Below are 14,163 nucleotides of genomic sequence, written 5' to 3' on the forward strand. Positions count from 1 at the left end.
CATCAGACTTGGCTTGAAAGCTAGTCTGATTCCTCGTCGCGCTCTACAACAATATGGACACCTCGATCGTCTTGCACAATGCGCTGGCCTTCCTGCAGCTCAAATTTATTTTCCACCGGAGCGAAAAGCTTTTCTGGGTAGTCTTGAGAAGGAGCGGAACTGCCTTCTTCAGGCACCTCTGTCGCGTTATTGAAGTGGACTATCTGTTTCCAACAGCGCGTAATGTTGTCGCCCAATACAATCAATAAATCGCCAGGGTGGCAACTATTTAGGGCTGCTTCTACACCCTCTTCTTCACTAGGAATCACTTCGATTGAATCTTCGTCAACGCCTGCGGCCATCAAGGTACGTTTAATCAACTCAGGCACTTCATCGTGACCACGACCTCGACGATCATCATCTGCTTTACACACAAAAGTATCAAAAGTAGAGGCGATACTATTTGCCGCGTCAATAATGTCTTCGTCTCTTCTATCACCTGGCATTGCCATTACAATGCGGCGCTTTCCTTTTACTTCTAGTCTGGCGGCTAAATCGGTAATCGTTTTGATTGCCGCAGGATTATGAGCGTAATCTAGAATAACTTTAAATGGATGCTCATCGAAAATATTTAAGCGACCCGGTGCTTGATAAAAAGACGTGTTGAAAATACGTAAACCTTGGCGAATATCTTCAAGAGAAGTATCAAAACTGTAGGCCATTGCTGTAGCAAACATGGCGTTCTGCACATTGTGCATTGCTTTGCCTTCTATCGTCGCTGGGATTAAATGCGTCCAAAGTAGCGGAATATGGGCGCCTTTGTCATAAATAGTGATCATGTCACCGTTTATACCTTTTTCTAGCACAACGGCCATGCCGCCTTGACGGATATGTTCACGAACTAAGCCATGACCAGAGTCCACCGTGACATAACAAATCTGTTTGGCTTGGCAGAACTCGGCCATTTGCAAGCAGTGAATGTCATCTGCATTTAGCACGACACAATCTTGCGCAACCTCTACAACAACACGTTTAATCTGCGCCAATTGTTCAAGTGTATTAACACCGCGTTGACCAAGGTGATCTGCGGAAATATTTAGACAAGCACCGACATTACATGTGCTATAACCCAAGCCTCGCTTTACAATGCCACCTCGAGCGGTTTCCATAATAGCGAAATCAACGCTAGGGTCGCGCAAGACTATTTGTGCTGAAGTGGGGCCAGTCATATCGCCTTTCACCGTTAGATGTCCATCGATATAGACACCATCGGTTGAAGTCATGCCTGTGGTAAAGCCAGCGCTTTTCATAATGCTTGCTAGCATGCGTGAAGTTGTCGTTTTACCATTTGTTCCAGTGATACCTGCCACGGGGATACGCGAATCTGTGCCTGCAGGGAATAACATGTCCATGACTTTACCAGCCACGTCTCTAGGTTGACCTTCACTGGGTGCAACGTGCATCCTAAAACCTGGAGCAGCATTACATTCACAAATACCGCCGCCTATTTCTTTATAGGAACGGCTAATATCGTCAGTGAGGAAGTCAACGCCACCAATATCTAAGCCAATGGCGCGAATAGCTCGAATGGCCATGTCTCTGTTATCCGGGTGCACAATGTCGGTGACATCGATAGCAGTGCCGCCAGTCGATAAGTTAGCCGTTGAGCGTAAAAAGAATACCTGCCCATCTTCTAAGACTGTGTCTTTGTTCACACCGCCTTCTTCCATCAGCCTTTCAGCTTGGGTATCGAGCTCTAAACGAGTGAGCACTTTTTCGTGCCCAACACCGCGGCGAGGATCTAGGTTGACGATTTCTATGAGTTTTTCAATGCTATCCTTACCATTCCCAACAACATGACCGGGCACCCGCTTCGCGACAGCAACCAGTTCATTGTTTACAACCAGCATGCGGTGGTCATAGCCTGTTAAATAGCTTTCCACTAAAACTGCGCGACTCGTGCCATGCTTTTGCGCTTCAGCGAACGCCAATTCAACCTGTTCATCGGTGGTCAAATTGATACTTACGCCACGACCGTGATTTGCATTGAGGGGTTTTAGTACAACGGGATAACCAATGCGCTTTGCTGCTCTAATAGCCTGACGATCGCTATAAATCATCAACTGTTGCGGTACAGGTAAACCCAAGTCGTTGAGGAGGTTGTGCGTATCTTCTTTATCACATGATATTTCCACTGCGATATGTTTTGTTTCGCTAGTGATAGTCGCCTGAATACGTTGCTGGTATTTTCCATGTCCGAACTGTACAAGACTGTAGTTGTTCAAACGCAGCCAAGGTATGTCTCTTTGTTCTGCGGCAGCAACCAGCGAAGCAGTGCTTGGCCCAAACTCTTTACGTTGCGCCATTTTAATGAAATCAGTGAGCTCATCTGCAAAATTGAAGTCTTCTTCAATATCTGCCCCAATTGCTTCTTGTACATTCTTTGGCATCAAATGTGTCAACAGCTTTAAACCAAGTGTGCCAGCTTCAAGGCCCACGTCACGCTGTTGATATTGATAGACAACGTAATAACAGCCGGGCTTTTCCAAGCTGCGAGTGCGACCAAAGGTTACGTGTGACCCCGCGAGATTCTGCAACTCGATGGCGACGTGTTCCCAAATGTGGCCGATCCACGTTCCCTCATCTTCTCTCAAGCGGCGTAAAAAACCACCTTCCTCACCATAAGAGCAGCCATGTTGTTGCAAACTCGGAAGCGCTTTTACCAAACCTTCAATAAAGTCTGTTCCTAGCTTAACGGATGGCCACTTTTCGAGCTCACCTAGGTCAATCTGGTAGCAGATAACAGGGAAGTTAGCATAGACATTTGGTCCGACAAAAACACTCTTGTTTAAAATTTTCACTGTGACGATTCCCTTTACTCTTCTGATGCCGCTGCGTTTTTTGATGAAGAAGCATTTGATTTTATTTTTATCAATCTAAACTACATAAAAAAGGTAGCTTACGCTACCTTTTAGAGTTTTTTCTTTATCTACCAAGGGATTGCACCATAAAAGTGCTGGCTACTAGCTTACGTAAGCCTTTCGCTCGCTTATATCGAAGCGTCCACCAGAAGCAAGAATGTGAACCTTTAAATTGAGTAAGGTGAGAGCATCACCAGTGCGAGCTTCTGCCATAGATGAATACTCTATGTCACTGGGATCTACGACAGTAATTGCACCGCTGCCGACTACGGTGAAAACATTGTTGTGGTCAATGAATGCAGCAGTATCTTCATCGAGTCCAACTCCAACTAAGAAGGGATTATAGCTAACAGCAGATAATAGACGGGCTAAACGGTTACGTTCATTAAAGTGTTGGTCAACAACAATCGTGTTGATTAAGCCCATTCCTGGGGCCAAGTTTACGCCATCCTCAGTAGGAACAATGCCTGTGCTTCCACCGGTGATCATGTGCTGAGAGACAATAGCGGCACCTGCAGAAGTACCTGCGTAGTTAACACCTTTTGCATTCAATTGACGAATACACTTCGCAATTGGAGTGCCCCCCAAAATGGTAGAAAGCCTTAGTTGATTTCCGCCAGTGACGAAAATACCGGTGCTCTTTTCTAAGATAGAAACATACTCTTCTTTCTGTGCATCACTGCGCTCAGTAATTGGCAAAGAATAGGTTTTCTTCACGCCAATCTCTTCAAAAATCTTTTGATAGCGAGGACCCGTATCATCCAGTTGTGAAGCCGTGGGTATAATTGTTATCACAGCATCTTTTCCGCCAGATAGCTCAACGAACTTCGCAAGAATTTCTGGGTTGTCTAGTTTTTCTTCAGCACCACCAATAGGAATAACGAATCCCCTTTTGGTGCCTTCTATAGTAGGAGAGGGCATAATATTTACTCGAATGTACCTTTAAGGGTTTGTTGGTTGTCTCTAACATGCCAGCGGCCCATTGCCATGACGTGTTCGATACGTTTTTGTTTGTTTAGAATGATGAGGTCGGCATCTGCGCCTACTTCAATTCGTCCTTTTTGATGGAAGTTCATTAATTTTGCAACGTTCAAAGTAAAGAAAGGCAGAAAGTCCTCTATCTTTTGGCCGTCGTCTATCAGCTCGTAAAAAATGTCCGTCATTGACTGTGAATCGGCAAAGTCCATTTTGCGTAAACTGCCATCACAATTAAAATCAGGTAAGCAACCACCGCCATCCGAACTAATCGTCAATTTATCTTGGGGTAAATCTTGCTGCATGTATCGGAGTAAGGCTTCACCTGGCTCAAATCCCACCTTGCCAGTCTCAAACGCAGTAACATCAACCCAACATCCTCTTTTTGCAAGCTCACACGCTTCTTCAAATAGAAAGCGTTGGCGATTAATATGTGTCGGGTTGTAAGTTCTTGCGGGTATTTCAGCTGTGTCCAATGCTTGTCGAATGAGTTCTAGGCCACGTTTCCCATCACCAAGGTGCAAGTGCAACATTCCGGCTTTTCCTGTCATCAAGCGTGCGACGTGGGCTTCGGAAGCAATTTTCAATAATTCATTTAAAGTGGGTTGGCTAGAACGATGGTCGCTGATTGCCAGCTCACCAACACCAATAACAGGTTCAATAAACACAATATCGGTTTTCACCGAACCTGTTAGTGTCGTCGGTGGTAAATGATAACCGCCAGTGTAACAGTAGGCTGAAAAGCCTTCTTCACGCAACGCATACACTTGGGCTACTAACGATTCAGTGCTGCGGGTTGTATCGTCTGTGCCGAGTAAACCCACCGCTGTCGTCACTCCAGCGCGCGTAAATTTGCTCAAAGGTACCGGTGGAACGCGAGTTGAAAAACCTGCTTCACCACCGCCACCGGTGATATGAGTATGACCATCCACAAACCCAGGTAATAACTCACAGCCATTAGCATCAAGTACTTCATGTTCTATATTCAGCTCAGGTAGCGTGTCACCCATATAAACAATCTTGTTTTCAGCGATCACAATATGTTGTAAACCTAGGGACGAAGGCGAATAGACATTGGCATTTTTGATGATAGTGATCACTGTATATTGGCTCTGTTTATTGTGATTAGCTGGTTGGTCGCATTCTACTGTTTATAACAATAAAAACACATCATTGTTTTAGATAGAGCAAAAAAAAAGACCGTCTAAGGTCTTTTTTTTGAGGTGAAGTCAGCCTTAGTCTTTCTTGGGACGACTAGCACGCTTACGTTCGTTTTCAGTCAATAGCTTCTTACGAATACGAACTGACTGCGGTGTTACTTCAACAAGTTCGTCATCATCGATGAATTCAAGCGCTTGCTCAAGTGTGTAAATGATTGGTGGAACTAAGGTTTGTGCTTCATCGGTGCCAGATGCACGAACGTTAGTTAGTTGCTTACCTTTAAGCGCGTTAACAGTAAGGTCGTTGTCACGACTGTGAATACCAATCACCATACCTTCGTAAACTTCAATACCATGGCCAATAAACAAGCGACCACGTTCTTGCAGGTTAAATAATGCGTTAGTTAGTGCTTTACCTGTTGCGTTAGCAATCAATACACCGTTCTTACGTTGACCAATATTGCCACCTTTGTGCGGACCGTAATGATCAAATGTATGATACAACAATCCAGACCCAGACGTCATGGTCATGAAGTCTGTTTGGAAGCCAATCAAACCGCGACTTGGGATAATAAAGTCGATTCTTACACGGCCTTTACCATCTGGAGACATGTTGGTCATTTCTGCTTTACGCAAACCAAGCTGTTCCATCATAGCGCCTTGATGTGGCTCTTCTACGTCAACCGTTAGGGTTTCGTATGGTTCCATCAATTGGCCATTCTCTTCTTTTAAGATAACTTCTGGGCGAGATACTGCCAATTCGTATCCTTCACGGCGCATGTTCTCGATAAGAATACCTAAGTGAAGTTCGCCACGACCTGAAACGCGGAACTTGTCCGGATCTTCCATTTCTTCAACACGCAAAGCTACGTTATGAACCAATTCGTTTTGAAGACGCTCTAGGATGTTACGTGAAGTAACATACTTGCCTTCTTTACCTGCGAAAGGAGAGGTGTTGACTTGGAAAGTCATGGTGACTGTTGGTTCATCAACTGACAATGGAGGAAGTGCTTCAACTTCGTTGACATCACAAATGGTGTCAGAAATCTTAAGCTCACCTAAACCTGTTATCGCGATGATGTCACCTGCTGCTGCAGAATCAACGTCATGACGGTCAAGACCAAGATACCCTAATACTTTACCTACTTTTCCATTACGCTTTTCACCAGCAGCGTTAACGATAGTGACTTGTTGATTCACTTTAACAGTACCACGCGTGATGCGGCCGACACCGATAACACCAACGTAAGAGTTATAGTCAAGCTGAGAAATCTGCATTTGGAAACCGCCATTTGGATCAGCGTCTGGTGCAGCAACTTGGTCAACAATAGCTTGGAACAATGGTGTCATGTCATCGCTTGGCGTGTCTGCATCCAAAGATGCCCAGCCGTTAAGCGCTGAAGCGTAAACGACATTGAAGTCTAATTGGTCGTCGGTAGCACCTAAGTTATCGAACAGATCGAAAACTTGGTCAATTACCCAGTCTGGACGAGCGCCTGGCTTATCAATTTTGTTAACAACAACGATTGGCTTAAGGCCTTGAGCAAATGCTTTTTGCGTCACGAAACGCGTTTGTGGCATTGGCCCTTCTTGTGCATCAACCAAAAGCAATACTGAGTCAGCCATTGACATAACACGCTCAACTTCACCTCCGAAATCGGCGTGCCCAGGAGTATCAACGATATTGATTCTGTACTCGTTCCAGTTGATAGCTGTGTTTTTGGCTAAGATCGTAATACCACGTTCTTTTTCGATATCGTTCGAATCCATTACACGTTCTTCGGCTTCGCCGCGGCTTTCCAATGTGCCTGATTGTTGAAGAAGTTTGTCAACTAGGGTTGTTTTACCGTGGTCGACGTGCGCTATGATTGCTATGTTGCGCAAATTTGCAATGGATGAAGACATGTTTTACTCTCAAAAAATATAATACGCAGGGAAAAATCACCCTAGGATTGTTGGGCGCGGATTGTACAGAGTTATTGTTCAATTAGCGAATAACTTTATCGTTTTCGGCGTAAAAATCACAAATTGTTCATAAAGTGCAGAGAAATAGGCTGCTAGTTTACGTTAAGTAGCATATTCATTTTAATTATTTGGCTCACCCACTCAGCGTCTGGGTCTGAGTCCATGCCAATTTTGTACTTGAGTCTGTCAATGTCGAAACTTGCTTCAAGTTTATCACCTTTGCTAATGAGCACAAAAGATACAGGGTGGGTAAGGCCTCGTAGGCTCAGGTCACCACTCACCTCATAATTATCGCCTTTTTTCTCAATCTTCGTACTGACAAATTTTCCTTTGGGGTGGTTCTCAACATCAAACCAATCACCCTCTGGTAGGGTATTGTCATAAGTTGAGTCGCCGGTTTTTGCTGAGCGCAAATCGAAGTCCGCTTTTATTGATGGGGCGTCATTTGGCGGTAAGACTAACTTGGCTGACCATTTTTCGAAAATACCCTCAAATTTCATTCCGGCATGTTCACCAGCGAATCTCACAGTGCTATTGCTGTTATCTACGTTAAGTGGCTCATCAGCATTTACCTGTAGACTTAGAAATACTAAAGCCACTGCCCAAATGAGTCCGATTTTGGCATTGTTGAAGGTGAGTCTAAGTTTATTCATTGCTATTTTTTCCTTGCTTTTTAGCTTCTGTATTTGCAGTCCACCACATTCTGCTCAGTAAATTCACGCGATGCCGACGCTTGTGCCAAATGACAGCGGCAATATGCCCGACAACCAGTACACTCATCACAATAGCATTTATCCAATGTGTATAGTTAGCCACGGTTTCCACTGTTTTATTGCGAGCAATACCTGGGATATGAGGCCACTTTATCCAATCAACAAATACAAAGGTAGGTAGACCGAAAGGGCTCGCTGACACCATCACCCATCCCGATAGCGGCATGACAACTAATACACAATATAGACCAATATGGCCGAGTTTGGCTTTCTGTATATCATTCTGATTAAATTCTGTTGGCTCTGCAGGCGCTTTGATAAAGATTTTAACGCCAACACGCAGCAAAATGGCCCATAGCATAATAACGCCTGCGGCCTTGTGTATTTGAAATAGTTTATACTGATCAGCTTTGCTGATATCGGCATAAACCATATATAAACCGCTGGCGAACATGAAAAGTAAGCCCAAGGCGATGCTCCAGTGCAACATAATGCTTAGGCTATGGTAGCGGTTTTTAGGTGCTGATGGCATTGCTGTTATCCTAGTCGTCTGATTTAACAAACTCACCTTCAATCATCACCTCAACGTCATCGCCAATACTCGGTACGTATTTACTCATTCCCCATTCTGAACGTTTTATCACCGTACTTGCTGAAAATCCCATGGTTGGCTTTCCACTGAATGGCTGGCGCAGCATTGCACCGTTAAACGTAACGTCTAACTCGACAGGTTTTACCACTCCTAAAAAGCTCAGCTCTCCCGTCATTATTGCGCTGGTATCATTGGTCATTTTGATTGAACTTGAAGAAAACGTTATAGACGCGAATTCACCTGCATTGAACCAGCCTTTTTCTGTTGCTAGTACTTTGTCGAAGTCTTTTTCGTCAGCCTTAGGGTAGGCCGTTTGAATAGACATCGGGTTTATTGTTGCTGTCACTTTTGATTTGCTAATATCACTGGGGTCAAAATCGATATTGGCATCGAAGTCAGCAAAACGAGCAACGTAGTCAGATAAACCAAGGTGAGACACCTTCCAAACAATTGAAGCATGCGTTAGATCAACGGCGTAGTTTCCTTCTGGCATGTCGTTGAACGGGCTTTTTGCGAAAACCCATGAGATACATCCGACTAAACTCAAGCTAATGGCGAGCGTGGCGATTTTTATAAATTTCATATTATTACCTTTTAATTTTTATAAGAAGTGTCACACAAAAAAACAACGCTTCTACATGATAATAGTTTATGACTTCCTATCATATATTCATGATACTGTCATAACATAGATAAATCACATACGTTAAGATGCCGTGAATAGACCTATGATTTTTTGTATTTGTCACAGTCGTCTGACTTTTGTGGCTAATACACAATCTACAGAATTGGCTGCACCAACATGATCCAATGGTGCGCCATGATAGTGCAGTGCTGAGGATGCTAAATCAGTAACGATCGTATGCAGGTCAGTGTTTTCAGGCCTATTTATTTGATTGCTAAGTGGCATGATTATCGCTTATAGTCATTAACCGCTGTTTTGTACGATTATTATTCTGTAAACAAGTTCCTTACACGAGCGAACCGTTTTAACTAAGGTATCTACGAAAGCGTTTTAAGATTTGTGCTTTGATAGTACAAGGACATTCACACATTGGAGGACATTATGTCAATTGAGTCGGCATTAGAACTAATTAAAGAAAGCGAAGCGAAATTTGTTGATTTGCGCTTCACAGACACCAAGGGAAAAGAGCAGCACGTATCAATCCCTACTCACCAAATCGACGAAGACTTCTTTGAAGAAGGCAAAATGTTCGACGGTTCTTCAATTGCTGGCTGGAAAGGCATTAACGAATCTGACATGGTATTAATGCCAGACGCGTCTACCGCAGTACTTGACCCATTCTCAGAAGAGCCACAAGTCAACATCACTTGTGACATCTTAGAGCCTTCAACGATGCAAGGTTATGACCGTGATCCACGTTCAGTTGCAAAGCGTGCTGAAGAGTATTTGAAGTCTACTGGCATCGGTGACACTGTGTTGTTTGGCCCAGAGCCAGAGTTCTTCTTGTTTGACGATGTTCGTTTCCATACTGATATGTCTGGCTCTTTCTATAAGATTGATGCAGAAGAAGCTTCTTGGAACTCAGGTGCTGAGTTTGAAGGCGGAAACAAAGGCCACCGTCCAGGCGTTAAAGGTGGTTACTTCCCAGTAGCTCCAGTCGATTCAGCTCACGATACTCGTACAGCAATGTGCTTGGTAATGGAAGAAATGGGCTTAGTTGTTGAAGCGCATCACCACGAAGTTGCAACCGCAGGCCAAAACGAAATCGCTTGCCAATTCAACACGATGGTTAAGAAAGCTGACGAAATCCAAATTTATAAGTACGTTGTTCATAACGTTGCAGATGCATACGGTCAAACAGCGACATTTATGCCGAAGCCACTAGTGGGTGATAATGGTTCAGGCATGCACTGCCACCAATCAATCGGTAAAGATGGCAAAAACATCTTCGCGGGTGATAAGTATGCTGGTTTGTCTGAAGAAGCCTTGTTCTACATTGGCGGTATCATTAAGCATGCTAAAGCAATCAACGCTTTCGCAAATGCATCGACAAACTCTTACAAGCGTTTGGTCCCGGGCTTCGAAGCTCCAGTTATGCTAGCTTACTCAGCGCGTAACCGTTCTGCTTCTATCCGTATTCCTTTCGTAACAAGCGATAAAGCGCGTCGAATCGAAGTACGTTTCCCTGACCCAACTGCAAACCCTTACTTAGCATTTACTGCTATGTTGATGGCTGGCCTTGACGGGATCAAAAACAAAATTCACCCTGGTGACTCTATGGATAAAGATCTATATGACCTACCAGCTGAAGAAGCGGCACAAATTCCTCAAGTAGCAAGTTCACTTGAAGAAGCACTAGCTGCACTTGATGCTGATCGCGAATTCTTAACTGCTGGCGGCGTAATGAGCGACGATATGATCGATGCTTACATTGCACTTAAAGCTGAAGAAGTTGAGAAACTGAACATGACAACTCACCCAGTTGAGTTCGAAATGTACTACAGCGTTTAAGGACTTCATTATTTAGTGTAAATAGCCGATATATCTATGATAGAGGCAAGGTGCGTTGATAAGAGCACCCACTAAATATAAATTTTTATACTAAAGCCTGTTTATACAGGCTTTTTTTTTGCGCGGAAGACGCTACACTAATAATATGAAGAAAAGTATTGTTTCAAAATCACTTATATCCATGCTCGTTGGCACGCTTGTGCTAGCGACCCCAGCCCTTGCAGGTAAGATTTATAAGACGATTAATGAAGATGGGACAATTACTTATTCTGACACACCAAGTCCAGGTGCCATTGAAGTCGATTTTGCTTCGAACACTACGACAGTTGTGCAAAACCCCACTGTAAAAACAAAGACGAATAAGGTCATCACGCAGAAGCCTCAGGTTCAATACAATTTAAGTATTCTAGCACCAAGCCCTGAAGCGACTATTCGCAATACAACGGGTAACGTGAGTATCTCTGCTGACTTGTCTCCGCGCGCCGCGGGGCACTATGAACTGTCTTTACATGATAAAAAACTCCGCTCTAGCTCAGGTAGCTTCTTGATTAAAGATTTACCTAGAGGCGAATATTCCTATCAAATAAATTTCGTCGCAACTTCAGGCAAGGTAATTGCATCGTCTGAAGTAAGACGCTTTTTTATTCACAAACCTTCTGTGTTAATCAAGCCACAAAATAACGTTAATTAGGTTTTACCGCGCTACGTCACTGACAAGCTTCACATTTATAGTGCATTCATTTGGGTGCAGACGTAGACGGGGAAAACGATTATGATAGTGCGTTGCACGATTATGGTGCATAGCATGGGGATTTTATGGACGACCGTTTAGCCGCTCTCAATTTGTCACCTATTCAGCTGCGCAATATGCTGAAAACAGTGGTTATCATAATGGATGAACACTTTGATATCTTATATGTTAATGATGCGGCTCTTGCCCTGCTCGAAACGGGCTTAAAGCAAATTCATGATCGCAAGTTTTATGAGTTCTTTATTGAAGATGGTATTGAGCGAGCAACGTTTGAAGACGCGCTGCGTAACCGCGAAGATTTCAGTGAAACCGAAGTACAACTGTGTTTCAAAGATGGCCGATGTGTTCTTACTGATATCACCGCGACTTGTTTTGATATTGATGATCAACGTTTAATGTTGCTCGAAATAAGACAAATTGATAAACAAAAGAAAATTACGCAAGAAACTCAGCAACATGCTCAGCAGCAAGCTGCCAGAGAGCTTGTTCGAGGCTTAGCGCATGAAATTAAAAATCCGCTTGGTGGCATTCGAGGAGCCGCGCAGCTTCTCGAGAAAGAACTCACTAACCCTGATCACAAAGAGTTTACGCAAATGATCGTAGACCAATCAGATCGCCTGCGCTCTCTTGTCGACAGGTTGCTAGGACCGAATTCATTACCGCAGCTGAAATGGGTAAATATCCATGAAATCATCGAAAAAGTGCGCTCAGTGATTGAATTGGATATTAGTCATAACATCGCTTTTGCTCGTGATTACGATGTCTCTATTCCCGATATGTATGTGGATCCCGACATGGTACAGCAAGCGCTACTCAATATTGCACGCAATAGCATGCAGGCCTTGATGTCATCAGAGACACCTGAAGCGTGTATTACTTTAAAAACCAGAATTGAAAGGCAGTCTGTGATCAAAGGTAAGCGGCATGGACTGTGTGCCCTCATCAGTATTATTGACAATGGACCGGGTATTCCGAGAGAGCTAAAAGACACTGTTTTTTATCCCATGGTTACCTCTAAACAAAACGGAAATGGATTAGGTTTGTCAATTGCGCAAACCTTAACCGATCATCATAACGGCAAAATAGATGTAGAAAGTTATCCTGGCTACACCGAATTTACGCTCTATTTACCGATAGAAAAAAGGACGAATAGCAATGAATGAACCTGTATGGATTGTCGATGACGACAGTTCAATTCGCTGGGTGCTTCAAAAAGCGCTACAAGCGGCCAATATTGCATGTGTGAGCTTTGAAAACCCAGAAGACTTATTACTTCAGATCCAGTCAGGGCAAGCTCCGCAGATTGTGATTTCAGATGTAAGAATGCCTCAAATGGATGGGATGACATTACTTCAAGAGATTCATCAGCACTACCCCGATATGCCGGTCATTATCATGACAGCGCATTCTGATTTAGACAGTGCAGTTAATGCTTATCAAGGCGGCGCATTTGAATATCTGCCAAAGCCATTTGATGTGGATGAAGCGGTTACCCTTACCAAGCGTGCTATTGAGCATGCCAACGAACAAAGTAAATTAAAGCAAGTTGCACCGGTAAACCCGAGCGCAGAAATCATTGGTGAAGCGCCAGCAATGCAAGAAGTGTTTCGTGCAGTGGGCCGTTTATCCCGCTCGTCCATTAGTGTGTTGATTAATGGTCAATCTGGCACGGGTAAAGAACTTGTCGCGCACGCTTTGCATAAACATAGCCCACGTGCTGCAAATACCTTTGTTGCTTTGAATATGGCTGCAATTCCCGCAGATTTAGTCGAATCAGAACTATTTGGACATGAAAAAGGGGCTTTCACGGGCGCAGCTGCCGCGAGGCAAGGGCGATTCGAGCAAGCAGATGGCGGTACGCTCTTTTTAGATGAAATAGGTGATATGCCCATCGATGTGCAAACTCGCTTATTGCGAGTACTTGCCGATGGTCAATTCTATCGAGTCGGCGGACATAATCCTGTCAGTGTTGATGTGCGTATTATTGCAGCGACTCATCAAAATCTCGAAAAGCGTGTCGCTGAGGGTAAGTTTAGGGAAGATTTATATCACCGTCTGAATGTCATTAGAATTCACATTCCATCGCTAAACGAGCGGAGAGAAGATATTCCTTTGTTGGCTGAACACTTCCTTGGTAAGGCTTCAAAAGAACTCGGTGTTGAAGGCAAAGTGCTGAGTAAGCAAGCTGCTAAAACGCTCACTCAGTTAACTTGGCCGGGTAATGTGCGTCAGCTTGAGAATACCTGTCGTTGGTTAACGGTCATGGCAAGCGGACAAGAGATCCATCCTAACGATTTGCCACCAGAGCTGATGTCAACGCCTGAGGAGCATAGTTCACAATCTCAAGTTGATGATTGGACTTCGCTATTGTCGCATTGGGCTGATGAGCAGTTAAGCTCAGGTAAAGATAATATCTTGGGAGACGCTGTCCATACCTTTGAGAAAATATTATTAGAACGAGCCCTGAAATATACACACGGTCACAAGCAGGACGCGGCGAAGAAGTTAGGGTGGGGAAGAAATACCCTCACTCGCAAATTAAAAGAGTTAGATTTGGAGTTATAAAAGTCGCTTCAACTTTTCTCTCCGTGATGCCAAAATTGTGCAAGGCGTATACCCGGTTATTGATGG

At 43.9% G+C, this 14,163-nt stretch carries 12 protein-coding genes; 4 read left to right on the top strand and 8 right to left on the bottom strand.

Annotated elements, in window-relative coordinates; translation table 11 throughout:
• Positions 1–20 precede the first annotated feature (20 nt).
• From cphA to RM556_RS10055, 8 genes are all read right to left on the bottom strand, one after another.
• Entirely contained in the window at positions 21–2,840 is a 2,820-nt protein-coding gene (gene cphA / locus RM556_RS10020; RefSeq protein WP_311374509.1) for a cyanophycin synthetase, read from the bottom strand.
• Positions 2,841–3,002: 162 nt separating this feature from the next.
• Positions 3,003–3,821 (bottom strand): cyanophycinase, encoded by an 819-nt coding sequence (locus tag RM556_RS10025; RefSeq protein ID WP_311374510.1) that lies wholly within the window; start codon positions 3,819–3,821, stop codon positions 3,003–3,005.
• Positions 3,822–3,826: 5 nt separating this feature from the next.
• A complete protein-coding gene (iadA, locus tag RM556_RS10030; RefSeq protein ID WP_311361217.1) occupies positions 3,827–4,975 on the bottom strand; it encodes a beta-aspartyl-peptidase in 1,149 nt (382 codons plus the stop codon).
• Between the two features lie 135 nt (positions 4,976–5,110).
• Entirely contained in the window at positions 5,111–6,940 is a 1,830-nt protein-coding gene (gene typA / locus RM556_RS10035) for a translational GTPase TypA (protein WP_311361218.1), read from the bottom strand.
• A 152-nt stretch (positions 6,941–7,092) separates the two neighbouring features.
• Positions 7,093–7,653: a YceI family protein gene (locus tag RM556_RS10040; RefSeq protein WP_311374511.1), complete on the bottom strand. Its 561-nt coding sequence runs from the start codon at positions 7,651–7,653 to the stop codon at positions 7,093–7,095.
• A complete protein-coding gene (locus RM556_RS10045; RefSeq protein WP_311361220.1) occupies positions 7,646–8,245 on the bottom strand; it encodes a cytochrome b in 600 nt (199 codons plus the stop codon). Before RM556_RS10045 ends, RM556_RS10040 begins: the two co-directional genes overlap by 8 nt.
• 10 nt (positions 8,246–8,255) lie before the next feature.
• Positions 8,256–8,888, bottom strand: coding sequence for a YceI family protein (locus RM556_RS10050; protein WP_311374512.1), 633 nt, complete (start codon positions 8,886–8,888; stop codon positions 8,256–8,258).
• 162 nt (positions 8,889–9,050) lie between these two features.
• Entirely contained in the window at positions 9,051–9,215 is a 165-nt protein-coding gene (locus RM556_RS10055) for a hypothetical protein (protein WP_311374513.1), read from the bottom strand.
• A gap of 156 nt (positions 9,216–9,371) precedes the next feature.
• On the opposite strand from RM556_RS10055, the gene glnA reads away from it, so the two are divergent.
• The 4 genes from glnA (at position 9,372) to glnG (ending at position 14,097) form a co-directional block, all read left to right on the top strand.
• A complete protein-coding gene (gene glnA / locus RM556_RS10060) occupies positions 9,372–10,781 on the top strand; it encodes a glutamate--ammonia ligase (protein ID WP_311361223.1) in 1,410 nt (469 codons plus the stop codon).
• A 145-nt stretch (positions 10,782–10,926) separates the two neighbouring features.
• Positions 10,927–11,472 carry a DUF4124 domain-containing protein gene (locus tag RM556_RS10065; RefSeq protein ID WP_311361224.1) on the top strand — a complete coding sequence of 182 codons (546 nt, stop codon included), beginning with the start codon at positions 10,927–10,929 and terminating at the stop codon, positions 11,470–11,472.
• A 125-nt stretch (positions 11,473–11,597) separates the two neighbouring features.
• Positions 11,598–12,695: a nitrogen regulation protein NR(II) gene (gene glnL, locus RM556_RS10070; RefSeq protein WP_311361225.1), complete on the top strand. Its 1,098-nt coding sequence runs from the start codon at positions 11,598–11,600 to the stop codon at positions 12,693–12,695.
• Entirely contained in the window at positions 12,688–14,097 is a 1,410-nt protein-coding gene (gene glnG, locus RM556_RS10075) for a nitrogen regulation protein NR(I) (protein WP_311361226.1), read from the top strand. Before glnL ends, glnG begins: the two co-directional genes overlap by 8 nt.
• Positions 14,098–14,163 lie beyond the last annotated feature (66 nt).

This window comes from Alteromonas sp. W364 (assembly GCF_031846205.1).
Lineage (GTDB): Bacteria > Pseudomonadota > Gammaproteobacteria > Enterobacterales > Alteromonadaceae > Glaciecola > Glaciecola blandensis.